This window comes from Streptomyces tailanensis, from assembly GCF_008386495.1.
Taxonomy (GTDB): domain Bacteria; phylum Actinomycetota; class Actinomycetes; order Streptomycetales; family Streptomycetaceae; genus Streptomyces; species Streptomyces tailanensis.
The window spans coordinates 130,010-154,676 of the sequence record NZ_VTHJ01000016.1; the positions used below are offsets into that span (position 1 = coordinate 130,010).

Annotated in this window: 19 protein-coding genes and 3 pseudogenes; 13 read left to right on the top strand and 9 right to left on the bottom strand. The window is 69.0% G+C overall.

Going from position 1 to position 24,667, the window contains the following annotated elements; genetic code table 11:
* Positions 1-41: 41 nt before the first annotated feature.
* A complete protein-coding gene (locus F3T56_RS15880) occupies positions 42-1,136 on the top strand; it encodes a peptidoglycan-binding domain-containing protein (protein ID WP_149825835.1) in 1,095 nt (364 codons plus the stop codon).
* A 298-nt stretch (positions 1,137-1,434) separates the two neighbouring features.
* On the opposite strand, the gene F3T56_RS15890 is transcribed toward F3T56_RS15880, so the two are convergent.
* A complete protein-coding gene (locus tag F3T56_RS15890; protein WP_149825836.1) occupies positions 1,435-2,607 on the bottom strand; it encodes an RNA-guided endonuclease InsQ/TnpB family protein in 1,173 nt (390 codons plus the stop codon).
* Between the two features lie 587 nt (positions 2,608-3,194).
* Between F3T56_RS15890 and F3T56_RS15895 the strand changes: the two genes are divergently transcribed.
* The 7 genes from F3T56_RS15895 (at position 3,195) to F3T56_RS15925 (ending at position 10,787) form a co-directional block, all read left to right on the top strand.
* Positions 3,195-4,037 (top strand): flavodoxin family protein, encoded by an 843-nt coding sequence (locus tag F3T56_RS15895; RefSeq protein WP_425473575.1) that lies wholly within the window; start codon positions 3,195-3,197, stop codon positions 4,035-4,037.
* A gap of 47 nt (positions 4,038-4,084) precedes the next feature.
* A complete protein-coding gene (locus tag F3T56_RS15900; RefSeq protein ID WP_149825837.1) occupies positions 4,085-4,747 on the top strand; it encodes a (2Fe-2S)-binding protein in 663 nt (220 codons plus the stop codon).
* A gap of 12 nt (positions 4,748-4,759) precedes the next feature.
* Positions 4,760-5,740 carry an FAD binding domain-containing protein gene (locus tag F3T56_RS15905; protein WP_149825838.1) on the top strand — a complete coding sequence of 327 codons (981 nt, stop codon included), beginning with the start codon at positions 4,760-4,762 and terminating at the stop codon, positions 5,738-5,740.
* Positions 5,737-7,947 (top strand): xanthine dehydrogenase family protein molybdopterin-binding subunit, encoded by a 2,211-nt coding sequence (locus tag F3T56_RS15910; protein ID WP_149825839.1) that lies wholly within the window; start codon positions 5,737-5,739, stop codon positions 7,945-7,947. Before F3T56_RS15905 ends, F3T56_RS15910 begins: the two co-directional genes overlap by 4 nt.
* 135 nt (positions 7,948-8,082) lie before the next feature.
* Complete coding sequence (locus F3T56_RS15915) at positions 8,083-9,234, top strand: XdhC family protein (protein ID WP_149825840.1); 1,152 nt, start codon at positions 8,083-8,085, stop codon at positions 9,232-9,234.
* A gap of 73 nt (positions 9,235-9,307) precedes the next feature.
* Positions 9,308-10,297 (top strand): GTP 3',8-cyclase MoaA, encoded by a 990-nt coding sequence (moaA, locus tag F3T56_RS15920; RefSeq protein ID WP_216372966.1) that lies wholly within the window; start codon positions 9,308-9,310, stop codon positions 10,295-10,297.
* Positions 10,298-10,322: 25 nt separating this feature from the next.
* The gene (locus F3T56_RS15925) at positions 10,323-10,787 is read left to right on the top strand and encodes a molybdenum cofactor biosynthesis protein MoaE (RefSeq protein ID WP_149825841.1); all 465 of its coding nucleotides are present in this window, start codon (positions 10,323-10,325) and stop codon (positions 10,785-10,787) included.
* Between the two features lie 66 nt (positions 10,788-10,853).
* Here F3T56_RS15925 and F3T56_RS15930 read toward each other — a convergent pair whose 3' ends face one another.
* The 4 genes and pseudogenes from F3T56_RS15930 to F3T56_RS15945 form a co-directional block, all read right to left on the bottom strand.
* Positions 10,854-11,711: a helix-turn-helix domain-containing protein gene (locus tag F3T56_RS15930; protein ID WP_149825842.1), complete on the bottom strand. Its 858-nt coding sequence runs from the start codon at positions 11,709-11,711 to the stop codon at positions 10,854-10,856.
* A gap of 227 nt (positions 11,712-11,938) precedes the next feature.
* Entirely contained in the window at positions 11,939-12,322 is a 384-nt protein-coding gene (locus F3T56_RS15935; RefSeq protein ID WP_246203644.1) for a phytoene desaturase family protein, read from the bottom strand.
* A gap of 300 nt (positions 12,323-12,622) precedes the next feature.
* Positions 12,623-13,031, bottom strand: a pseudogene (locus F3T56_RS15940) (PIN domain-containing protein).
* Positions 13,028-13,249, bottom strand: coding sequence for a type II toxin-antitoxin system VapB family antitoxin (locus tag F3T56_RS15945; RefSeq protein ID WP_172638969.1), 222 nt, complete (start codon positions 13,247-13,249; stop codon positions 13,028-13,030). The pseudogene F3T56_RS15940 and the gene F3T56_RS15945 overlap by 4 nt, the downstream one beginning before the upstream one ends.
* A gap of 369 nt (positions 13,250-13,618) precedes the next feature.
* Here F3T56_RS15945 and F3T56_RS15950 point away from each other — a divergent pair, with 369 nt between their 5' ends.
* The 3 genes from F3T56_RS15950 to F3T56_RS15960 all read left to right on the top strand — a co-directional run bounded on the left by F3T56_RS15950 (position 13,619) and on the right by F3T56_RS15960 (position 17,448).
* Positions 13,619-15,748, top strand: a complete 2,130-nt coding sequence (locus tag F3T56_RS15950) for an MMPL family transporter (RefSeq protein WP_149825843.1) — start codon at positions 13,619-13,621, stop codon at positions 15,746-15,748.
* Between the two features lie 393 nt (positions 15,749-16,141).
* Positions 16,142-16,990 (top strand): endo alpha-1,4 polygalactosaminidase, encoded by an 849-nt coding sequence (locus F3T56_RS15955; RefSeq protein ID WP_425473576.1) that lies wholly within the window; start codon positions 16,142-16,144, stop codon positions 16,988-16,990.
* A gap of 146 nt (positions 16,991-17,136) precedes the next feature.
* A complete protein-coding gene (locus F3T56_RS15960) occupies positions 17,137-17,448 on the top strand; it encodes an NIPSNAP family protein (RefSeq protein ID WP_149825844.1) in 312 nt (103 codons plus the stop codon).
* 268 nt (positions 17,449-17,716) lie between these two features.
* Here the strand turns inward: F3T56_RS15960 and F3T56_RS15970 are convergent, their stop codons facing one another.
* The gene (locus F3T56_RS15970) at positions 17,717-17,977 is read right to left on the bottom strand and encodes a hypothetical protein (protein WP_342786938.1); all 261 of its coding nucleotides are present in this window, start codon (positions 17,975-17,977) and stop codon (positions 17,717-17,719) included.
* 281 nt (positions 17,978-18,258) lie between these two features.
* On the opposite strand from F3T56_RS15970, the gene F3T56_RS15975 reads away from it, so the two are divergent.
* Together F3T56_RS15975 and F3T56_RS15980 are read left to right on the top strand one after the other, a co-directional pair.
* On the top strand, positions 18,259-18,744 hold the full coding sequence (locus tag F3T56_RS15975; RefSeq protein WP_149825845.1) for a cation:proton antiporter regulatory subunit: 486 nt from the start codon (positions 18,259-18,261) through the stop codon (positions 18,742-18,744).
* A gap of 6 nt (positions 18,745-18,750) precedes the next feature.
* Positions 18,751-20,004 (top strand): cation:proton antiporter, encoded by a 1,254-nt coding sequence (locus F3T56_RS15980; RefSeq protein WP_149825846.1) that lies wholly within the window; start codon positions 18,751-18,753, stop codon positions 20,002-20,004.
* Positions 20,005-20,424: 420 nt separating this feature from the next.
* Here F3T56_RS15980 and F3T56_RS15985 read toward each other — a convergent pair whose 3' ends face one another.
* The 3 genes and pseudogenes from F3T56_RS15985 to F3T56_RS15995 form a co-directional block, all read right to left on the bottom strand.
* The gene (locus F3T56_RS15985; RefSeq protein ID WP_149825847.1) at positions 20,425-21,003 is read right to left on the bottom strand and encodes a hypothetical protein; all 579 of its coding nucleotides are present in this window, start codon (positions 21,001-21,003) and stop codon (positions 20,425-20,427) included.
* Between the two features lie 5 nt (positions 21,004-21,008).
* Positions 21,009-22,697 (bottom strand): annotated as a pseudogene (locus F3T56_RS50065) (RHS repeat-associated core domain-containing protein); the annotation flags it as partial.
* Between the two features lie 125 nt (positions 22,698-22,822).
* Positions 22,823-24,667 (bottom strand): annotated as a pseudogene (locus F3T56_RS15995) (laminin G domain-containing protein); the annotation flags it as partial.

Sequence of the window (24,667 nt, forward strand, 5' to 3'; positions counted from 1 at the left end):
TCGGCTCGGCGTGCCACAACAAAAGGAAATACGGGGGAATCATGTCTCTTCGCAGCCGACTCACGCGCCGCGCGCAGGTCACTCTCATAGGCGTCGCCGCCGGAGGTGTCGCGGCCGCAATCGCCGTCGTACCGTCGTTCGCCGACAGCGACTCCTCGGCGCCGGTGACGGTCGCCGCCCAGAAGGAGACCGGCTACGGGCCCGAGCCCGAGGCCGACAGCAAGCTCGTCACCCAGGCCGGCGAGCTGTCGACCATGGCCACGGCCACGCTCTCGCGCGACACGATGATCAACCGGGCCCGCACCTGGCTCACGGCCAACAACGGAGGCCCGGTCCCCTACAGCATGGAGCGCACGTGGAAGGACGGCTACCGCCAGGACTGCTCCGGCTATGTCTCCATGGCGCTCGGGCTGGGGAAGCCCGGCCTGAACACCGTCGGGCTGGCCGACTCGCGAAACGGCGTCACCACACGGCTCAGCAGCATGAGCCAGCTCAAGAAGGGTGACCTGCTGATCGACTACAGCACCACTGACGGCGATTTCCGTCACGTAGTGATCTTCGAGAAGTGGGCCAACACGTCGCACAGCGCCTACTGGGCGTACGAACAGCGCGGTACGTACGGCACGACCCACCGGCAGCTCAAGTACGGGATCGGCAGTGACAACTACGACCCCTTCCGCCCGGTCAACCTGGGTGACGGCGGTGGCGGCGGACAGCTCCCCTCCCCGGGTGTCTCCTGGCCGATCCTCCAGAACGGTTCCAAGGGCGCGGACGTGCGGTCCGCCCAGCAGCTGCTGACCGCGCGGGGCTACACGGTCGAGGCCGACGGCGTCTTCGGCCCGAAGACCCGCTCCGCGGTGATCCAGTTCCAGAAGTCCCGGTCCCTGGCCGCTGACGGCGTCATCGGCCCGAACACCTGGTCAAAGCTGATCCAGACGGTGAGGTACGGCTCGTCCGGCCAGGCGGTCAAGGCAGCGCAGACGCAACTGAACGTCTACGGCTACGGCCTCGCGGTCGACGGCGCATTCGGCTCCAAGACGAAGTCGGCGGTGGTCGCCTTCCAGAAGAACCACCAGCTGCAGGCCGACGGCATCATCGGCCCGCAGACCTGGCGCGCCCTCCTCGGCACCCGCTGACCCGACCGGCCCCCGACGGCCGACCGACGGCTCCTTCCCCCTGCACCCGCAGAGGGACGGAGCCGTCGCTGTACATCCGTGGAGCCGATGGAGGCGTGGCAGCGTCCCGAGGGCTACTGGCTGGGCACGGCACGCTCGTACGCCGACTCGCCGGGCTGGTCGGAGCAGGACCCGATCGGAGGCGCACGTGGTGAGAGTCAACTACCCGTCGCTGAAGCGACGGGCTTGCTGCTCGGGTTCACCGATGGCTTCGGTGGTCCCGGCTGCGTCCAGCTCTCACACTCGATGGTGTCGCCGGTCAGGCGATGAGGGTGAGGGCAGGGGCCTGTGACTCGGCCCCGCGGACCCACGCGTACCAGCCGCGGTGGCTGATGTTGTGGGACGAGTTGCGGTCGGCGTGCTCAGCGAAGCCGCACGACCGGCAGACAAACACGGCCTGGGAGGGCCGGTTGGCTTTCTCGATGTGGTGACAGCGGGAGCACTCCCGGCTGGTGTACGCCGGATCGACGTACACCATCGGGACCCCGGCGCGTTTCGCCTTGTAGGCGATGAACGCGCCGAGCTGGTGAAACGACCAGGAGTGCAGCGTGACGCGCTGGGGCCTTCTCAGCCGTGCCCGTTCGCGGATGCCCGACAGGTCTTCCAGGGCGATTCCGCGACCGGTGCGTTGAGCCTCCGCCACGATGCGCTTGCTGATCTTGTGGTTGATGTCGCGGGCCCGGCGTTTCTCCTTGCCCGCGCGCTTCTTCGCCCGCCGCTTGGCGGACTTGGTGTTCTTCTTCTGCAGCTTGGTGCGCAGCTTCCGGTCCGCTTCACGGCGCCGGTTCAGACGGCGCCCGCTGTGCCGCGTGCCGGTGGAGGTGGTGGCGATGTTGACGATGCCCAGGTCCACCCCGACGAACCCCACCGGGTGTGCGTTCCCCTCGGCCTCCGCGATGTCGCAGGTCACCAGCAGGTACCACTGCCCGCCCCGGCACAGCAGATCGGACTCACCTTTGCGGTGCGCGGCCACCACCGCCAGCTGCCCCGGCTCGCCGGTGAACGCGACGTTCTTCATCCGCCCGGCCGTGGTCCAGACCGACACCGTGCGCTGCTCGTGCTGCCAGGACAGCATCCGGTCGTCATAGGGCTGCGCGGCATCCGCGCGGAAGGTGACCGGCTTGCCGGCCGCCTTCTCGTACCGCCTGGAGCCGGGCCTGCCGTAGTTTCCGTTACGGAGGTTGGCGCGCAGCGTGGTGTAGGCGTCGCAGGTCTTCTTGATCGCGTGCTGGGCGGCCTGCGCACCCAGATTCCGACGGGTCTTGATCTGCTGGTAGGTGTGCTTGCGCAGGGCCAGGGCTCTGGCCGCCTTCTCCTCGAAGGCGACGTGGGCGGCCCAGGTGGCGGCCTCGTTGCAGGCATGCAGGGTCGCCTCAAGTGCCGCCGCCTGCACGGGCGTCGGCAGGAGTTTGACCCGCACCACCAGCTTCATGACCCTGAACGGACACACCCGTACGAGCACCCACCACACGTTCCCCTTCCCTCACCCGAACGAGCGACCAGCCCCCGTCCCAGGGCCACAGCGCCACGGCGCGGCCCTGTCGCCTCCGGCCCGATTCCGCGGTGCTCCGCACCGCCACCACCAGATGCGGTTCCTCCCGGGCGTGAACGCCCGGGGTTCCTCGCAAGAACAGGCTGAATCACCCCGCGATCACACGCCGCCGTAAGGCCGCCGATCAGCTCTCCTGGACCGCGTGGGTCATCTGCCCCAGCAGTGCCTCCAACGGTGCGGTGCCCACGGAGCCCACCTTCTCGGTGCTCTCGGCCTGATCGGCTACGACGACGGCACCGAAACGCCACCGCCGGCGGTCGGATCGCTCTGGCTGCTACTGCCAGACGTACCAACGGCAGTGGTACGTACCCGAGTCGTCCCAAAAATCTGTGCTCGCTGTGGCGCTCCCCGTGCCGCACAGTGGATGCCGTGCCGCACCGAAGGCCTGGTGAGGCGGCTGCAGATCGTGTTCGACCTCCGGTCGCCGCACCACTCCTGGGCCGACGGCCCGCCTGGTCCGTCGCGGCGTGAAGCGTGTCCCCGGACGCCGGTCCCACCGGCACCGCCGGGACTCGGCAGCCCACGACGCCACCTGGCGGGGCTGCTCACCCGCAGCAGTCGTCCACGCGCCGACCAAGGAGATCCCCCCATTGTCCCGCCGTTTCCTTTTCATCCTCGGTAGCCACCGCAGCAACGGGAACACCGAGTTACTCGCGCGTGAGGCCGCCAGGCAGTTGCCCGCGGACGTCGAGCAGCAGTGGATCTCGCTCGCCGAGCATCCGCTCCCCGACTTCGACGACCTGCGGCACGGCGCGGGGGATCCCTCGCGGCCCGAGGAGGGCAACCACGCGCTGCTCCTCGATGCCACCCTCGCCGCGACCGACATCGTGATCGTCTCCCCCGTGTACTGGTACTCGCTGTCCTCCCACACCAAGCGCTACCTGGACGGCTGGACCTCCTGGATGTACATCCCCGGTCTCGGTTTCCGGGCTGCCATGGCCGGACGCACCCTCTGGGGCGTCACCACCTCCGCGGGTGACCTGCCCTGGATCGCCGAACCGCTGGTCAGCGCGGTGAACAACTGGGCCGCGTTCATGAAGATGAACTTCGGCGGCGTCCTTCGCGGCATCGGCACCGCGCCCGGCGATGTCCTGAAGGACACCGAGGCACTGGCGCGCGCGAAGCCGTTCTTCGCCCAGGACGCGCGCCACCCGCCCGCTTCCCAGGCGGCTGCACACGGCCCGGGTCCGACGCGGAATCTGCCGCATGACCGTCTTGCGGCACCATCACGCCCCCACCCGCATGTGCGCCGTCACGTCCTCCTGAAAGAGGCCGTGATGACTCGTCCTCACGCCGATTCGTGCACATGACGGTGGTCGGTACCACCATCCGCCTTCCCTCGACCGAGAGAGTGGTCATGTCCACCGAGCCCCCCGAGTCAACTGTTTCTCCCCCCGAGGGATCTCCCGAGCAATCTCCCGAAGGATCCGCGTCCGCGCCGTCCCGGCGTACGTTCATCGCGACCACCGCCGTCGGTGGTGCTGTCGTGGCGGGCGGTCTGGTAGCGGGGCCGTCCGTGTTCGGCGCCGAGCCCGCGGAAGCCGCCGAAGCGCCGCCCGGCAGCCGCGTCTCCCTGACCGTCAACGGCAAGCGGCACACCGTCACGGTCGACAACCGGACCTCGCTCCTCGACCTGCTGCGCGAGCACCTGAACCTGACCGGCTCGAAGAAGGGCTGCAACGCCGGTGCCTGCGGCGCCTGCACCGTCCTGGTCGACGGCCGCCGGGTCAACTCCTGCCTGACGCTGGCGGTCCGCCTGGACGGCGCCGAGGTCACCACCATCGAGGGCCTGGCCAAGGGCGAACGGCTGCACCCGCTGCAGCAGGCGTTCATCGACCAGGACGCCTTCCAGTGCGGCTACTGCACCTCCGGCCAGATCATGTCCGGCGTCGGCTGCATCGACGAGGGTCACACCGGCTCCCCGGAGGAGATCCGGGAGTTCATGAGCGGCAACCTCTGCCGCTGCGGCTGCTACGTGAAGATCGTGCGGGCGGTCGAGCAGACCGCGCACGGGAAATGAGGCACGGCCCCCATGCATCCCTTCTCCTACACCCGGGTCACCGACACCCGGCAGGCCCTCACCGCGGGCCGTGACGGCGGCCGTTACATCGCCGGCGGCACCACACTCGTCGACCTGATGCGCGAGACCGTCGAACGCCCCCGCACACTGGTCGACATCAGCGCCCTGCCCCTGCGCGAGATCACGGTCGCCAAGCGCGGGGGCCTGCGCATCGGCGCGCTGGTCCGGATGGCCGATGTCGCAGCCCACCGGGGAGTGCGCGCCCTGTATCCGGTCATCTCCGAGGCGCTGGAGCTGAGCGCGTCAGCGCAGCTGCGGAACATGGCGACCATCGGCGGCAACATCATGCAGCGCACCCGCTGCACGTACTTCCGTGACGTGAACGCCGACTGCAACAAGCGCGAGCCGGGCTCGGGCTGCGCGGCCCTGCACGGCGTCAACCGCACACACGCCATCCTCGGCACCTCCGACGACTGCGTGGCCACCCATCCCTCCGACGTCGCCGTGGCCTTCGCCGCCCTGGAGGCGACCGTGGTCCTGCTGGGGCCGGACGGCGAGCGGACGGTGCCCTTCGCGAGCTTCCTGCTCAAGCCGGGCAGCACACCGAACCGCGAACAGGCCCTCCGCCGGGGTGAGTTGATCACCGCAGTGGAGATTCCGGCCTTTCCCCGTCCGCTGAAGTCGGGCTATCTGAAGGTGCGCGACCGGCAATCGTACGAGTTCGCTCTCACCTCGGCGGCCGTCGCCCTGCACATCCGTGGCGGAGTGATCCGCCAGGCCAAGGTGGCCGCCGGAGGCGTGGGCACCATCCCCTGGAAGCTCACCGCCGTCGAGCGCGAGCTCATCGGCAAGCGCCCGTCCGAGGCCCTGTGGACCAAGGCCGCCGAGCGGGCGGCGGACGGGGCCCGGCCCCTCCAGCACAACCGCTTCAAGGTCGAGTTGCTCAAACGAACCGTCGAGCGCCAGCTGCGCATCGTAGGAGGTGGCAAGTGAGCCCGCAGCCACAGGCAGCCGTCGGAGCCCCGCTGTCCCGGGTGGACGGACGGCTGAAGGTCACCGGCCAGGCCAAGTACTCCGCCGAGCACGACATCGACGGGGTGGTGCACGCCGTCGTCGTCGACAGCAGTATCAGCCGCGGCCGTATCACCGGCATGGACACCCGCGACGCCGAAGCCCAGCGCGGCGTGCTGAAGGTCATCAGCCACCGCAACGCGCCCGAGCTGGCCTACCGCGAGTTCCCCTTCATCCCCTTCCCGGGCGAGCGGCTGCACGTCTTCCAGGACGACCGTGTCCGGTTCTTCGGCCAGCCGGTCGCGGTCGTGGTGGCCACCACGCTGGAGGCCGCAGAGCACGCCGCGAGCCTGGTGAAAGTCACCTACGACGCCGAGAAGGCCTCGACCGACCTGACCGACGCCCCGGCCGAAGCCGGACCTCTGCCCTTCGCGCGGCCCTACTCGCGGGGTGACGCCGAGGCAGCGCTGGGCTCCGCGGACGTCCGGATGGAGATGACCTACCGTCTCTCCCGCAACCACCACAATCCGATGGAGCTGCACTCCACCATCGCCCGCTGGGAGGGCAACAAGCTCACCCTGTGGGACAAGACCCAGCACGTGATCGGTACACAGAACGAGCTCGCGTCCGTGTTCGGCATTCCACCGGCGGACGTGCGTGTCCTAACGCCGTTCATCGGCGGCGCCTTCGGCAACGGACTGCGGCGGTGGCCGAACACCACCATCGCCGCGCTCGCCGCACGTGAGGTGAAACGCCCGGTCAAACTCGTCCTGACCCGCAGGCAGATGTACTTCAGCGTGGGGTTCCGGCCCGCGTACGAGTACAAGCTGCGGCTGGGCAGCAGCCGGCGCGGGCGGCTGACCGCGATGACCCACGACTTCAAGTACGAGACCTCCAGCTACGAGCGGTTCTGGGAGGCCAACCTGGCGCTGGGGCAGATGCTCTACGCCGTGCCGAACGTCAGCCAGACGCCCCAGACCGTGCCGCTGGATGTCGTCACCCCGATCTGGATGCGCGGCCCCGGCTACTCCACTGCCAGCTTCGCCATCGAGTCGGCGATGGACGAACTCGCCTACAAACTGGGCATGGACCCGATCGAGCTGCGGCTGCGCAACGAACCCGACGAAGACCTGTCGAGCGGACACCCCTTCTCCACCCGGCGGCTGCGCGAGTGCTTCAGCGTCGGCGCCCGCGAGTTCGGCTGGCACCGGCGCAACCCCAGGCCGCGCTCCACGCGTGACGGCGACTGGCTCATCGGCACCGGCGTGGCCACCGGCTGCTACGACGTCTTCCAGAGCGCGGCCCAAGCCCACGCCCGGCTCGATGCCGACGGCACCGTGGTGGTCCAGTCCGCGACCCATGACGTGGGCACGGGCACGTACACCTCCATGAGCCAGGTCGCCGCCGACGCCCTCGGCCTGGCAGTGCGCCACGTCACCTTCCAGCTCGGCGACTCCAGGATGCCGCCGGCCCCGCCGCAGGGCGCCTCGCAGACCATGGCCAGCGTGGGCTCCGCCGTCCAGGACACCTGCGACAAGCTGCGGCAGCAGGCCATCAAGCTCGCCGTCGAGGACGAGCGCTCACCGCTGCACGGTGTCGACGCCGACGACATCGTGGTCCGCGGCGGCCGGATGCATGTGACGGGCAACCCCGCGCGGGGGGAGACCTACCGGCAGCTCCTCGCCCGCAACAACCGCACCCACCTGGAGGCGCGCGGGTCCTACTCCCCGGTGCCGGAGCAGGACAGGCGGTTCTCGATGTACGGCTACGGCGCGGTGTTCGCCGAGGTCGCCGTCGACGCCCGCCTGGGTCTTGTCCGGATGCGGCGGATGCTCGGCGTCTACGACGCGGGCCGGATCATCAGCCCCAAGCTCGCCGACAGCCAGGCCTTGGGCGGGATGATCGGCGGCATGGGCCAGGCCCTGCTGGAGCACACGGTCACCGACCACCGCGACGGCCGGATCACCAACGCCAACTTCGCCGACTACCTCGTGCCGACCCATGCCGACATCCCCGACCTGAAGGCCATCTACCTCGACGGGGAGGACTACAAGGCCGACCCCATCGGCGTGAAGAGCCTGGGCGAGCTCGTAATGGTCGGCGTGGCACCCGCCATCGCCAACGCGGTCTTCCACGCCACCGGACGCCGCGTCCGCGAACTGCCCATCACCGCCGAAGCCCTGCTCTGAACCCCGGGCGGTACGGGCCCCTCCCGCCACCCGGGCGGGGCCCTGAGCGTCCCACTGATCGGCCCGCCGCCGTGCCTCCATCCCCCCATGCCGGCGCGGCGGCGGGCTTCCCAACCTCCCCCAGGAGAGCCACACATGCTGAACATCGCGGACACGCTGTACCGCTGGTGCCGCGAGGACCGCCCCTTCGCCCTCGCCACCGTCACCCAGGTCAGCGGCAGCGCACCCCTGCCGCCCGGCACCGCACTGGCCGTGGACGCCGACGGCGAAGCGGTCGGCAGCATCTCCGGAGGATGCGTGGAAGGCGCCGTCTACGAGCTGTGCCAACAGGTGCTGGAGACGGGCGAACCCCCGGTGCGCACCCGGTTCGGCTACTCCGACGACGACGCCTTCGCCGTGGGCCTGACCTGCGGCGGCGAGCTGGAGGTCCTGGTGCAGCGGGTCGACCCCGCCGACCAGCCCCACCTCACCACCGCCCTGGAAGACGTGCTGGCCGGTCTGCCCGTCGCCGTGGCACAGGTGGTGGGCGGGCCGCAGCGCCTTCTCGGCCGCACCCTGTCCCTCCTCGGGGACGGCAGCGCGTACGACGGGACACTGGGCGGCCGTCAGGAGGATCGGGCGGTGGCCACCCAGGTCCGCGCACTGCTGCGGGCGGGCCGGACCGCCCGCGTCGAGGTCGGCGGGGACGCCGACACCTGCCCGGAGAAGCTGACGCTCCTGGTCCACACCCACGCGCCGCGGCCCCGCATGCTGATCTTCGGCGCCGTCGACTTCGCCGCCGCGCTCAGCCAGGCCGGACGCTTCCTCGGCTACCACGTCACCGTCTGCGACGCCCGCCCCGTCTTCGCCACCCCCGCCCGCTTCCCGCACGCCGACGAGGTCGTCGTCGACTGGCCCCACCGATACCTGGAGGCCACGGAAGTCGACGCCCGTACCGCGATCTGCGTCCTCACCCACGACGCCAAGTTCGACATCCCGCTGCTACGCCTGGCCCTCGGTCTCCCGGTCGGCTACATCGGCGCGATGGGCTCCCGCCGCACCCACGAACACCGCCTGGAACGTCTGCGTGAGGCGGGCGTGCCCGATGAGCACCTCGCACGCCTGCGCTCACCCATCGGACTCGACCTCGGCGCCCACACCCCCGAAGAGACGGCGATCTCCATCACCGCCGAGATCATCGCCCACACCAACAGCGGCACCGGCCTGCCCTTGTCCCGCGTTCCCGGTCCCATCCACGGTTCCGTCCCGGTGGCCCCGATGTCACCGGCCTCGGTGCTGGCCGCATGACAGCGCGCTCCGAGTCGCCGCGCGCTCGCTGACGAACCACAAGAACCCGATACGCGTTGAGGAGAGGCCCCACGTGCTCATCGACACCCACGGCCGGGTGGCCACCGACCTCAGGGTCTCACTGACCGATCGCTGCAATCTGCGCTGCACGTACTGCATGCCCGAGGAGGGCCTGCGGTGGCTGGCCAAGCCCGACCTGCTCACCGACGACGAGATCGTCCGCCTCGTCGGCATCGCGGTCGGTGTCCTTGGCGTCACCGAGGTCCGTTTCACCGGCGGCGAGCCGCTGCTGCGCCCCGGCCTGGTCGGGATCGTCGAGCGGGTCGCCGCCCTCGACCCGCGCCCCCAGACGTCCCTCACCACCAACGGCATCGGCCTGAAGCGCACGGCGACGGCCCTGAAGGCCGCGGGCCTGGACCGGGTCAACGTCTCCCTGGACACCCTCCGCCCGGACGTCTTCAGGACGTTGACCCGCCGGGACCGCCATCAGGACGTCCTCGACGGCATCGCAGCCGCCCGCGCCGCCGGACTGACTCCCGTGAAGGTCAACTCCGTCCTGATGCCCGGTCTCAACGAGGACGAGGCCCCCGACCTCCTCGCCTGGGCCGTGCAGCACGAGTACGAGCTGCGCTTCATCGAGCAGATGCCCCTGGACGCCCAGCACGGCTGGAAGCGCGAGGACATGGTCACCGCCGGCGACATACTGGCCTCTCTGCGCACCCGCTTCGACCTCACCCCCGAGGGCGACGAGGAGCGCGGCTCCGCCCCGGCCGAGCAGTGGCTCGTGAACGGCGGCCCGCACCGCGTCGGCGTGATCGCATCCCTCACCCGCCCCTTCTGCGCGGCCTGCGACCGCACCCGCCTCACGGCCGACGGCCAGATACGCAACTGCCTGTTCGCCCGCGAGGAGACCGACCTGCGTGCCGCACTCCGCTCGGGCGCCCCCGACGAGGAGATCGCCCGGATCTGGCGTGTGGCGATGTGGGGCAAGAAGGCGGGTTCGGGCCTCGACGATCCCTCGTTCGTACGGCCGGAAAGGCCGATGTCGGCGATCGGGGGCTGACCGAGTGGCAGAGAGGTATCGCGGCATGGCAGCTGACCGAGCCCACGAGCACCCCGGCGAGCAGGCGCACCCGCAGCCGATCAGGCTGATCGCGATACGGCGGACACCGCTCTCCCTGGACGAGGTGTTCCAGGCCGTCGGTGACGAGGCGGCGGGCGGGATCGCGCTGTTCGTCGGCACGGTGCGGAATCATGACGCGGGCGCGGACGTGGACGGACTGGGGTATTCGTGCCACCCGGCGGCCGAGGCCGAGATGCGGCGGATCGCGGAGAAGGTCGTGGCGAGCCACCCGGTGCGTGCCCTCGCCGCGGTGCACCGGGTCGGGGAACTCGCGGTGGGAGAAACGGCGGTCGTGGTCGCCGTGGCGTGTCCGCACCGGGGAGATGCCTTCGTGGCCTGCAGGAAACTGATCGACGACCTCAAGCACGAGGTGCCCATCTGGAAACACCAGAAGTTCTCGGACGGAACCGATGAGTGGGTCGGTGCGTAGCGCCGTCGTTGAGGGGTGGTGGTCGGGTGACGGGTGGGCGGGTCGGTGCGTAGCGGCCCCGCTGTGTCAGCGCAGCGATTCCATTTCCCAACTGGCCAGCATCCGCAGGGCTTCCTCCGACCGGGAGCCCGGCTCGGCGTGATAGGTGTTCAGCCGCACAGGGGCGCCGCCGGGCAGCGCCATGGGCTCGCGGACGAGGTCGAACTCTCCCACCAGCGGGTGCCGCATCCGCATGGACTCGCCGACGCTCCCGCAGCTCACCTCGTGCCGTGCCCACAACCGCCGGAACTCCTCACTCTTCTGCGACAACTCCTCGATCAGGGAAGACAGGTAGGGATCCCCGGGGCTTTTGCCGGCGTTCATGCGCAGAACGCCGGCGATTCTCAGCGCCGTGCGGTCGGGGTCGGCGAACCGGTCGCGCGCCTCGGGTGAGAGGAAGATCAGCCGGGCCGTGTTGCGCTCCTCGGGCGGCAGTCGGTCCCAGTCCCCGAAGACGGCGGCGGCGAGCCGGTTCCACCCCAGGATGTCCAGGCGCCGGCTGACGACGTAGGCGGGCACACCGAGCGTGTCGAGCAGGTGCTGGATGCTGGGCCGCAGTCGCTGCGGCGTCGGCACGGTCTGCGTCGCGCTCTGCCGGTCGGGCTGGGCCAGCCGGATCAGATGCTCACGCTCCTCTTCGTTCAGGCGCAGGGCGCGGGCCACGGCGTCCAGCACCTCGGCCGACATGGTGTCGCCGTATCCCTGCTCCAGGCGCGCGTAGTACGCGTACGACACCCCCGCCAGCTGTGCCAGCTCCTCGCGCCGCAACCCGGGAACCCGCCGCCGCCTGTGCGAGAGCAGGCCAACGTCCTCCGGCCTGATCCGGGCCCTGCGAGAACGCAGGAACTCCCTCAGCTCGGTACGCCGGTCGAGTCCGGACGTCACTGGGTCACCGGGCGCCGCATGTAAAGACATCTCTGTCCTCCAGTTGTCCGACCTGCCTCGCTGTTGTGGGGCAGCGTACGCGGTCCACTGCCGGGGCACCGCTGGTGCTTCGCACACTCGGCGAGCACCAGGTCGTCGAGTCCGGCGACCACCTCGCTCTGCCGTCGGCACCTCTCAGGAAAGCGGGTGTTCCATTCGGCGTGTTCGTCGGCCGGAGCGTCCGAAGCTCACCCGGTCGCGAGGTCCTTGAGTACGTCGAGCTCCAGGGCGGCGGAGGCCGCGACGACGCCGCCCATGATGGCGCCGCTGACACCGGCCGACGCCACGTCCTGGCCGGTGAGGAGGAGGCCCGGGACGTGGGTGTGGGCACCGAGGTCACGCAGGGCGAACCGCTGCGGTGTGTGGGCGAGAGACATGAAGTCGCCCCTCTCCCTGCCGAGGAAGTGGTTGAAGCTGAGCGGCGTCGCCAGCTCGGTGTGGTCGATGCGGCCCTGCAACTGGGGGCAGAAGCGGAAGACCTGGCCCAGCAGTTCCTCGGTCAGCCTGTCCTTGAGGCGCTCGTAGTCGGCGCCCCGGCGCATCCACGCGCTTCCCGCGTACGGCTCGGACAACGACCAGGTGGTCAGCCCCGCGATGTCGATGGTGGTGCGTCCCGGAAAGTGCGGCAGCGCCAGTGGTCGCCTTTCGCAGACGGTGATCCCGGCGATGCCGGGGCGTCCGCCAAGTGACCTGGCCAGGGCCAGTGCTGAGGTCCGGCAAGCGGGCGCCTCAGCACTGGCCCGGCAGATTTCAGCTCAGCGCTCTGGGACCGGGGCGGTGCGGCCGGGGTGTTCGCTGGGGCGCTGATGGCCCTGTTCGTCTGCGGTCTGATACAGCCGGGCCAGCCGCACGTGTCGGCAGGCGGGAGCACCTCAGGCCACGTCGTGGATGTTGTGCTCGATCAGGTCGGATGCGTGCCGGGCAATAGCACGGTAGTCGGCATCGTCATGGAGGACAGCCAGACCGTGATGGGCCGCGGTGGCGGCGATGACGAGGTCCGCCGCCGAGGCACTGCGATGCGCCCCAGCCTGCCATACGGTGTTGCACCGCGCCGATCCAACGCCCCGCGTTCTTCGGCACCGACACGTCCGGGTAGAGATCAGTGAACATCTCCGTGATCTCGTCGTACTCGCGTCCGTTCCGGGCGCTGTGGAGGAACTCGGCGCGTTGCACGTAACAGGATGTGATGGCCCCGGCATCGATCGCGTCGTACCAGGCCGATTGCAGCTTTGGATCGCGGAGCAGCCGGACCAGGCCGGACGTATCGAGCAAGTAGATCACCGGCTGCGCTTCTCCGATTGGTGCAAGTGCTCTGCATCCTCGACGGCACCCCACTCACTCGCACGTTCGAAGTGACGGCTGATCCGCGCCGCGCGCTCCTGCTGCTCGGCGTAGAAGTGCAGAGCGAGGTTGACCGCCTCTTTCTTGGTCCTGGCCTTGGACAGAGCCATGGCGCGTGCCAGGGCGTCGTCATCGATGTCGATCTGGGTCACAGACATGTGGACACCCTCCACAATGTTGGTGATGTACATAGAAGAATACGTCACCAACATTCGCCGTCTACAATGAAGGCATCTCTGCAGGTCAGATCCATACCGGCCAGTCAAGCGCCGTCGCTTCCCAAGCTGAGAGCGCGAGTTCGATTCTCGTCACCCGCTCCAGTGTGAAACCCCAGGTCGGTGACCTGGGGTTTGTTTGTTGTCTGGTCCAATCACGCCGGCGGCGACGCTCAGCCGGCCCGCACCGTGCTCGTCAGGTCGGGGGGCGGCGGGGGTTTCCCCCAGCACCGGTGTCCACCGGGCGGTGGACAGCAGGTTCAACCGGATGCCTCTGTCCGACAACTTGCCTGTTCAACAAGGCTGTTGGGCATGAAATCATTGTCTGTGCGCATGGCTCGCTGGAGCGCGCGGCACCCCTGGCGGGCGATCGTCGGCTGGCTGGTGTTCGTGGCGCTGTGCCTGGGGGCCGGCAGTGCTGTCGGTACGAACAGCGCGAAGACGGCGGACTATCGGGTCGGTGAAGCCGGGCGCGCCGAGGCCCTGGCCGCTGAAGGACACCTGGAGCGCAGATCCACCGAGCAGGTGCTGATCTCCGCCAGGTCGGGCGCTCTCGACCGGGCCGCCGCACAAGCCGCCGCGAAGGATCTCACCGCCCGGATGAAGCGGCTGCCCGATGTCGCGGGCGTGGCCGCCCCGCTGCTCTCCGACGACCGCGCGATCCTCATGGTCGAGGTGACGCTGAAGGGCGAGGAGCGGGACGCGAAGGACAAGGTCGACGCGCTCGTGGAGCAGACCGCGGCGGTGCAGCGGAGCCATCCCGGCCTTCTCCTCCAGGAGACCGGAAGTCCCTCCATCAGCAAGGGAGTCGACCAGCAGCGCAGCGACGATCTGGCGCTCTCCGAGGCGATCACGCTTCCGGTCACCCTGATCACGCTGTTGGTCGTGTTCGGGTCGGTCACCATGGCCGGGGTGCCGCTGCTGCTGGCGCTGTCGTCGATCGCGGCGGCTATCGGGCTCTCCATGGTCGCCTCACACATCTCCCCCGACGCCGGGGTCGGCACGAACGTCATCCTGATGATCGGCCTCGCGGTCGGCGTCGACTACACGCTCTTCTACCTCAAGCGTGAGCGCGAGGAGCGGGCCCGCTCCGGCGGCCGGCTCGGCTCGGAGGCACTGGTGGAACTGGCGGCCGCCACCTCGGGCCGGGCGGTCGTGGTCTCCGGGCTCGCGGTCGTCGCCTCCACCGCGACGCTGTATCTGGCCTCCGACGTGATCTTCTCCTCACTCGCGACCGGCACCATCGTCGTCGTCCTGGTCGCGGTGGCCAGTTCCCTGACGGCACTGCCCGCGCTCCTCGTGCGGCTCGGGAAACGGGCTGAGCGCAAGGCACTGCGACGGGCACAGCGCGGGAAGACCGCCCGCAGGGTGCGAGGCCAGTCAGGCGGCGGCCGGGTGTGGGCCGCGCTCCTGCGCCCCGCCACCCGGCATCCCCTGGCCACCCTGTGCGTCTCGGTCCTCGGTCTGCTCGCGCTCGTCGCGCCGCTGGCCGGACTGAAGATCACGAAGATGAGCCGGGACACGCACTCCCGCGACATCCCCGCGATGCGCGTGTACGACCGGCTCAACGAGGCCTTCCCCGAGCAACGGGTCACCCACCAGGTCGTCGTACGGGCCGACGCCTCGCGCGCCGCGGAGATCGCCTCGGCCCTGCGCGAGGTGGCCCGACGCGCCGACGCCGACCCGCTGTTCGCCGATGCCTCGCGGATACGGACGTCCGCCGACCATCGCACCAGCGTCCTGGAGCTGAAGGTGCCGTACCTCGGCAACTCCGACCAGGCGTACGACTCCCTCGATCGCCTGCGGGACGATTTCCTTCCGGCCACGGTGGGCCGGATCGACGGCGCCGAGTTCGGCGTGAGCGGCGATGTCGCCCGCTACGCCGACTATCCCGCCCATCAGAACGGCAAACTCCCGCTGGTCCTCGGCGCGTTGCTTCTGGTGACGTTCGCGATGACCGTGTACGCCTTCCGCTCGGTGGTGCTCGGCCTGATCGGTGTCGTACTGAACCTGCTGTCCGCGGCGGCGGCGTTGGGTCTGCTCGTCCTGGTCTTCCAGGGGACATGGGCCGAGGGGCTGCTGGACTTCCACTCCACGGGATCGATCGGATCGCGTGTCCCGCTCTTCCTCTTCGTGATCCTGTTCGGGCTCTCGATGGACTACCAGGTGTTCGTGGTGAGCCGGATCAGGGAGGCCGCGCTCGCGGGGGTCCCCACGCGTCAGGCGGTGCTCGACGGTATCCGCAGCTCGGCGAGCGTGGTGACCAGCGCCGCGGTCGTGATGATCGTGGGCGTGGGCGACATCACCGGCGACGGCAGAGCCGACATCGTCTCCCGCGACACCTCCGGCACCGTCTGGCGCAACAACGGCAACGGCAAGGGCTCCTTCGGCGGCCGTTCGAAGATCGCCACCGGCTGGCAAGGGTACAAGGGCCTGTTCTGAGCCGGCCTTCGCCACTGCCCCGCGGGCCCGGACGCCGTGGTTCGTCCGGGCCCGGTGATGTACGAGGCTCCGGTCCTGGACGGGGTCACCGAACCGCTCCGGAGCATCGCCGAACTCTGTCTGGCCAAGGATCCGGCCGGCCGCCCCGCACTTGCCGAACTGCACCGGATGCTTCTGACGCTGCCCGATGCCACCGCCTCCACCGCCTCCACCGCCCCCACCGCCCCCGTCGCGCCGGGAGTGGGCGACTCAGCCCGTCCCGGCCACCAGGCTTCCGAGACACGCCCTGTCCCCACCGGGGGTGAGGAGGGGGCGGACAGAACCCTGGTCGGTCACGGACGTCGAGGACGGCGCGTCCTCATCGCCCTCGCCGCGGCCCTGGTCGTCACCGGGCTGAGCATCACGGCGGTGAAGACGTCGATGCGAACCGAGTCGCATGGGAACGACAGTTCCCAGTCGACCACCGCGCCTGCCTCCCCCTCCCCCTCCCCCTCCCCCTCCGCCTCCGCCTCCGCCTCCGCCTCCGCCGCAACAGTGACGCCGCCGCCGAAGCACGTGCCGTGGGACTACCAGATCGGCGGCGCGTACGCCCTGCCGGACGGCGTACGGGTGGTCAGTCGCAGCCACGAGGACGCGGCCGCGCCAGACGCGTACAACATCTGCAATTTCAACGCCTTCCAGGCACAGGAGAACGCGGAGGGGGACTGGGACTCCGACCTGCTGCTGCGTGACGCGGGCGGGGATGTCGTCTACAACGAGGACTGGGGCGAGGCGGTCCTGGACATCCGCACGGACGCGAAGCGGCAGCGCATCGCTTCCGAGGTGAACGCCTGGATCGACGAGTGCGCGACCAAGGGTTACCAGGCCGTCGAGCCCGACAACTACGACACGTTCACCCGCTTCCCGGACCACCTCACGGCCGGTCAGGCCACGGCGTTCATGAAGCTGCTGGTGGTGCACGCCCACGCGAAGGGCCTGGCCGTCGCCCAGAAGAACACCCTGGAGCTCGTGTCCGAGCGTGCGTCCGTAGGCCTGGACTTCGCCGTGGTGGAGGAGTGCGGCCAGTGGAACGAGTGCGGCGAGTTCGCGGCGGCGTTCGACAACAATGTGCTGGTCGTCGAGTACACGGCGAAGGGCATGGCGAACGCGTGCTCCGGCTGGAGCGACACGCTGAGCATCATCCGCCGCGACCAGGACGTCGTACTCAAGGGCGCGAGCGGCCATCTCCGGAAAACCTGCTGACGTCGAACCCTGACGGGGCGGGACCGGACTGCCGGTTCAAGGCGGCGCGTGGACGAACTGCCGTCAGATGCCGATGTGTTGCCATGTCACAGCGGTGCCACGGCGATGTCCGGTCGAGTCAGAACCGTGATGCGGCATCATGCGGCATGGTCACCATTCATCTGAAATACGAGATCGACGCCGACAAGCTTGCGGACTTCGAAGAATACGGTCGCCGCTGGGTGCGGCTCGTGAACCGTTTCGGGGGGACGCACCACGGCTACTTCCTGCCGAGCGAGGGCGACAGCGACATCGCCTACGCCCTCTTCTCCTTTCCCAGTCTGGCCGCGTACGAGCAGTACCGCACGGACAGCATGTCCGACCCGGAGTGCCAGGAAGCGTTCGAACTGGCGCGTGAGACCCGCTGCATCAAGCGGTACGAGCGCCGCTTCCTCCGTCCGCTCGACGGCGTGGCCTAGGTCCTGTCGTCACATTCCCGTCGTCCGCCCGGAGGGCGGGCCGAGCGCCCGCCGCGGTAGCGGCTGATGTCCGCGTAGGTGCGTGCTCTGGGCGTGCCGGGCGAAAGCCCTCGTACTGGATGTGCTTGGGCTTTCGCCCGGTGCGGCGGTGGGGCCACCCCGCTCATGGGGGTCCCTCCCGCTCGAGCGAAGCCGAGAGTGGGGGAGAAGCCGAGAGTGGGGGAGCGTGCATGGCGTCGCTCGGCAGACGGGAATGTGACGACAGGACCTAGGCCGGCGGGAGGTGCGTGGTGCCCGCCTGCCGCGCGGCTGTGTCGTCGCCCGGTCGCTGGACGTCCTCCTCATCGATCTCCACGTCGTACGGGGAGGAGTCCACTCGTTCCGGGAACAGCCCGAGCGCATGGGTGCGGGCCACTGCCTCCTCGCAGGGCCCGCTGCTGCCGATGTAGAGGTACTGGTCCCATCCCACGTGTACCGCGAAGGTTCCCTCCGCCTCCAGTCGGCACCAGGCGCCGCTGTCGCGGAGCATGAGCCGCACCAGCCGGTCGCCTTGTCGTCCTCGCTGAGAGTCGCCGGCCTGCCCTCGTCGGACCAGTCGAGGTCCTGAGTGGCGGTGTTAAGGAGTGGTGCCTGCTTCCGGCAGTCTTCACTGGCTCCTGTATGCCGGACTCCGTAAAGAAGTCGTCAAGATTCACCTTCTAGGATGGCCTGGAAGACCGTGATCGTGCCGCTTCCGAGGGCCCTCGTCCCGGAGCACCGAGAGACCGAGAGACCGAGAACACGTCCACTCGAGCCGGACAGGGGACAGCCATGGGTGCTCCACGCCTGAGCAGTACGCCATTGCCAGGGATCGGGGTCCGCTACGACCTGACCACGCGCGAACACCGCCGCCTTTCGGTGGTGGCGCACCACGACGGCCAACGAACGGTCAGCTCGTACCGTAAGGACGACCCGGACGCGTGTGACCTGTCCGTGCGGCTGACCGCGGACGAGGCCGCGACCCTCATCGATGCCCTGATGCCCGCACACCACAGCCCGAACCTCCTGTCGACCACGGAACTGGGCCTGGTCGCCGAACGCATCGAGATCGCCGCGACGTCGCACTGGAACGGCCGACTGCTGGGCGACACCCGCATGCGCACCGAGACCGGCGTGTCCATCGTGGCCGTGCTGCGCCGCGCCGCGGCGATTCCCTCCCCCACACCGGACTTCCGGCTGGCCGGCGGCGACACCCTGATCGTCATCGGCACCCGTGAGGGCGTGGAGGCGGCCGCCGCGATACTCGGACGGGAGTGAGCGGCCATGCACTCCTCCGCGGTCTTCCTCATCGAGTTCGGCTGCATCATCCTCGCCCTCGGTCTGCTCGGCCGCTTCGCCGGGCGCTTCCGGTTCTCCCCCATCCCCCTGTACCTGCTGGCCGGGCTCGCCTTCGGCGAGGGCGGGCTGCTGCCGCTGGGCAGCAGCGAGGAGTTCGTGGCGATCGGCGCCGAGATCGGTGTGATCCTGCTGCTCCTCATGCTCGGCCTGGAGTACACGGCCAGCGATCTGGTCTCCAACCTCAAGACGCACTATTCGGCCGGGCTGGTCGACGCCGCTCTGAACGCCCTGCCAGGTGCGGCCATGGCACTACTGCTGGGCTGGGGTCCGGTCGCCGCCGTCGTCCTGGCCGGCGTCACCTGGGTCTCCTCCTCGGGCGTCATCGCGAAGGTCCTCGGCGATCTCGGCCGGCTGGGCAACAGGGAGACCCCGGTCGTACTGAGCATCCTGGTGCTCGAAGACCTCTCCATGGCCGTCTACCTGCCGATCATCACCGCCCTCCTCGCCGGTGTCGGCCTCGCGGCGGGCAGCATCACCCTGGCCATCGCCCTCGGCGCAGCCGGCCTCGTCCTCGTCGTCGCCGTCCGCTACGGCCGCCACATCTCCCGCTTCGTCTCCAGCGACGACCCCGAGAAACTACTGCTCGTCGTGCTGGGCGTGACGCTCGTCGTCGCCGGGCTCGCCCAGCAGCTCCAGGTGTCGGCGGCCGTCGGCGCGTTCCTCGTAGGAATCGCGCTGTCCGGCGAGGTCGCCGAGGGCGCGCACAGCCTGCTGGCGCCGCTGCGAGACCTCTTCGCCGCCGTGTTCTTCGTCTTCTTCGGCCTGCACACCGACCCCGCCAGCATCCCGCCGGTGCTGCTGCCCGCGCTGATCCTGGCCGTCGTCACCGCCCTGACGAAGATCGTCACCGGGTACTGGGCGGCGCGCCGGGCCGGGATCTCCGCCAAGGGCCGCTGGCGTGCGGGCGGCACGCTGGTCGCCCGCGGCGAGTTCTCCATCGTCATCGCCGGCCTCGCCGTCACCGCGGGCATCGAACCCTCCCTCGGCCCCCTGGCCACCGCGTACGTCCTCATCCTCGTCATCGCCGGCCCGCTCACCGCCCGCTGGACCGAGCCGGTGGCCACACGGCTGACCACACTGATCCGCCCCCCGGCCCCGGTGCATGAGACCGGCGGGGGCGCGCCTCTCCCGACGGAGGCAGTGGAACCGTCGGAGAACCACGGGGCGGTGGGCCGCTGATCATGTCCGCCGCCGCATGCGTCACCCCTCTCGAGGTGTGACATACGTCCACGCGGCAAGCCCTGGAACGGATCCTTCGGCGCCGCTCGAATTGCGCTATGAAGTCAGGCCCTGCACGAACGACCACGTCGAAACGGCGCCTATGAGGGCTCCGACGATCCTGATGATGAGCGGGCTGAAGCCGGGGCCAGGAGCGAATGGACCGCGATTCACGAAGAATTCGTAGATCCGATAGACGGAGTCGCGAATATTGAGGGCGAGACAGAACCCGAGAATTCCAAGAATTCCCACCATCATCAGACGTGTCATCCGAGGACCAACCGGAAAGTCCCGGCGGTGACACGCCCGGGATTCATGAAATCGGCGAAGAAGGCGCAGAGACGGGTCGCGATGCTCCTGAACACTTCAGCCTTTCCCTCTCTATGAACTACCGCTGAGCGCCATCCAGATCGCACCCACTCCTGATATCACCGCGCAGAGAACCAGAGAGATATCGGCGTACTTGCACCGCGTCCAGCGCACCTGGAGGGCGGTCTGGGCTTCGCCTGTCGCACGGGGGGCGTCCAGCCACCTGCTGATCTTGCGGGCCGCTTCTCCGCTTGAGCCTTTGAAGTGGTCGACGAGAGATCCCCCAAATGCAAAAACTGAGATATTTCGATCCTCGCCGAGCTCCACCTCCAGGCTACCATCATCGCCGACCAAGGCTCCACGAATCAGAGCCTTCGGAACAATATGAGTGCGCAGAGGATTGACCACCAGGAGTGCGTCGTCACGCAAGATCACCTTACAGTTGGCGATTCGCCCCAGGATAATCGCAAGCGCCAAGTAGATTGGCATCCCCTGCCAACCGGTCCGAAAGTCACCAACGAATACCGCAACACTGAACCCAATTCCAAGTCCTACGATTGCGATCCCGCAAAAAATGAGCCAGGAACGCCGCCGGAGTACAGCTTGACTCGTTGTAGATGCCATTACTCTCTCTCGTTCCTGGCCGTTCAAGCACGTCAGGGTAGCAGGGTCGCCCTCAGCACCACCCCTGCAGCGCTCCCTGGACTCGCAGCGCCCGCCCCGCAGAATGTTCCCGCATTTGCGAGGTTGAGGCTTATGTTCGCTTGAGTGGCGCCCCAGTCAGTGGTTTTTCGGTATCCATAGACGGTGACGTTCTCCATCTCGGACACAGTTTTGACTCGTGTGCGGCTTACGAAAGCCGACGCTCGCCAACTTCCTGCGAGCCCCCTTGCCACAGCCCCTCCCGCGAGGGTCCACGCCAGACTCTTGCCGGCCGCGGCGTAGTTCCAGCTTCCTGTGGTCACTCTGTCGCCGACGAAGGTCGCTCCCACAACCACCACACCCGCTGCAGTGCACAGCCCTGCCGTGGCCACCAGACAGGCTGCGAAAGCTGCCCCGGGCAGAACCCTGGTCTTCCAGCCGTCCCAGGTGCCGAAGGTTTCGCCGGTCCAGTTCTTGACCTTCCCCCAGAAACCGTCGTCCTTCTTGGGCTCGGGCCCCGGGTTGGGCGGTGGGGGCCCCGGGTTGGGCGGTGTGGTCTTCAGCCAGCCCTTCGGTGCAGGTGCTGAGGGCATGGTGAGGTTGCGGCGGCCCGGGATGCCGCCGAGGCCAGTTGGCTTCATCCCCTTGACGAGCGGCGGACGGGTGCCACAGCGGCAGGCTCGGACCGGACCCTCGCCGCTGCTGCTGGTCTTCTTCTTACCGGTGCTGACGGGGACGCCGTTACGGCAATTCTTGATCTCCCCGGTGTGGCATTCGGGAACGCCGAGGCCGGAAGGGTCGGCGACGGTTGCCGGGTTCTGGACGGCGTAGCTGTAGCCGTTGAGGGTCTGGCCCACGCCCGTCTGCAGGAGCGGATCGACGCTGATGAACTGGCCGATCTCGGGGTCGTACTGGCGGGCCCCGACGTGAGTGAGACCTGTGCCGGTGTCGGTGGTCTTGCCGAGGAAACCCTTGTCGTCGGGCCACGCGGTCCCGGTGGTGCTACCTCTCGGTGCGCCGAAGGGGGTCATGTAACGCCGGGAGAATGCCTGGTCCGTGGCGTCGATGGCGAGGCCGGCGGTGCCGTGCGGGTCCGTGACCAGGTAGCTGAGCTCGTTGCTGCCGCTCTCGCTGGAGCGAACGGCGACGGTCAAGTCTCCAGAACTGTAGTGACGCTGGGCCCAGGTGCTGCCGTCGGCCCGCAGATGCAGTTCCGTCGCCCCCGCGTACAGGACACGCTCTCCGCCCTCCGTAGCACGGATCAAGAGGGTGCCGTCTGCCCCGTACAAGTAGTCCGTCGTCTTGCCGTCTTCGGTGAGGGTGGTCAATCTGCTCTCGTCGGACCATTCGAGGTCCTGTGCGGCGGTGCCGTCGGGACGGCTGGTGGTGTTGCCCGCGGTGTCGGACCCGTAGGCGCGTTCCGGGGCGGTGCAGTCCGCCTCCGTGCTGGTGCCGGTCAGGGTGTGCGGCTGGCCCTCCTTCTCATAGCAGTAAGTCGTGGTGGCGTCGCCGGTGTCGGCGTGTGTGGTTTCCGTGGCGCGCTGGCTGGCGTCGTTGTAGGTGTAGCTGGTCCAGTACGGGGCCCGTCCGCCCAGACTGCTCGCGCTGCGGGTGTCGGTGCACTTCTGCGAGACGGGCGTCCATGCCTCGGTCAGACGCCCGTGGCCGTCGTAGGCGAAGCACTGGGCAAAAGCCATGATTGTCCGCTCCCACCCCGTTGTTCCGCGTCATGCAAGACCGACAGAGCCGTGAAAGGCCGACAGGTGATGTGCCGTGGCGCTTCGGTGCGGCGCCGCAACAGCGGCGCCGCACCTTCCCTCCGCGAAGGTCAGTCGCCTACGCGGACTTCGACCTGCTCCGGGCTTGCCATCGCCCCTGCCCACAGGCGGACTTCGGCGACGCGGGCGGGCAGGTGGTGCCGCCAAGTGCCGTTGGTGAAGCCCTTGCCGACAGCGAAGTCACCAGTGCCCAGCTGGACGGTGAACGCCTTCGCGTCGCCGTTCTGCCCGTAGCCCAGATAGAGGCTGATCGTGCCGTACAGCGAGTCGTAGATGCCGGTCAGCCGCACCGGACTGTCCAGAGCCGCCACGTCGTCGGAGACCACGGAGGAGAAGGTGCCGTCGGCGTTCAGGCGACCGAAGTGCCAGACGCCGACCGGCACCGTGGTCTCCTCCAGCGTCTCCTCGTCCAGGACCGTGTCCTTGCCGGTCAGCTCGTACCAGAAGCCCCAGGCCGAGCCGTCCTCCGTCCGACGGCCCAGGACCTGGCCGGTGTATCCGATGTCCTTGCTCACCAATTTCGCCGAGTCCAGCTCGACGAGCGTGGACACGGTGAAGGGGGCGTGGTCGTACACCAGCGGACCCGGGGCCGTGGCCGCGTCATCCACTCCGTCCAGGACGATGGCCTCATCGCTGATGGCGGCGCCGCCGGCCAGGGTCAGGCTCCTGCCGTAGCCGGACGTGGTGTCCGCCACGGTCGTTCCGCTTCCCCGCGCGGCGTTCCAGTCGGCCACCAGCTCGACGCCGGCGAACTGCTCCGAGACCAACAGCGTGTCTCGTCGGCGATCTCCCTGTGCGTCAGGACCCGTTGCCAGACGGCGACTTCGTCGATCGAGCCGGGGAAATGATAGGTGGAGTTGCCGCTCGGGAACTTGTAGCGGCCGAACTGCAGCCCTCCGGTGGACTCCCAGGAGCCCGCGCCGGTCGCCAGGGGCTGGCTCTGCCGCCGGCCGTCCACGTAGAAGATCAGCTCCTCCGTGGCCGGGTCGTAGCTGCCTGCCAGGTGGGTCCACACACCCGTCTGGGCGGCGTAGACGGAGTACTTCCCTCGGAGGGTGGAGCCGTCCTGGTCGAGTACGCCGAAGAACCACTGCTTCACATCGGCGAGGTACCAGAGCACGAACGTGTTGCCCTGTCCCCCGGGCTGTGCGAGCACGGAGGCGTTCTTGCCGCCCTCGTCCAGCCGCGCCCAGGCGGAGACCGTGTAGGCGGAGCGGGTCTCCAGCACCGGCGCGCTGGTCTCCGCGTAGCCGGTGGTCCCGTTCAGCGACAGCCCCTTGTCCGTGACTGCCTCCGCCAGAGGCTGTCCCTCGCTGTCGTGTGTGATCAGTCCGCGCCGCCCGCGGTCGTCGCGGGCCGCGCCGCCGCCCAGTGTCGCGTCGTCGCTGCCGTCGCCGGTCGCGGAGTCCAGAGCCGTGCCGCTCGCCTCGTCGAAGTGCCAGCGTCCGACCGGGCCCTCACCCGCGGCGACGAGGAAGTCGACCACGTTCTGGGCGCCCCAGCGGCCCACCGTGTCCTTCGCCCGCACATACAGGCTGTACGTGCCGGAGCTGTCGGGCGTGATGTCCTTCGACACCGTTGATCCGTTGATGGGCGTCGACCAGGCGTCCGCGGAGGACAGCTTGTACTGGTAGGCGACGTTCGAGTCGCCCGTGGCCGGGGCGAAGGTGAAGGTGGCCTTCTGGCCGGGGCCGCCTCCGGCAGGGCAGGCCGTGTCGGTGCAGGCGGAGTAGGGACTGCCGACGGTGATCTTCGGGCCTTCGGCGCGGTCGGGTCGACCTTGAAGTAGCACCAGCCGGTCGTCGAGGCGTTCGACGGTCCCGCGAGATAGCTGCCGCCGCTGTTGTAGTACGAGCGCACCCAGGCCCGGTACCGGTACAGCTTGCCCTCGGTCA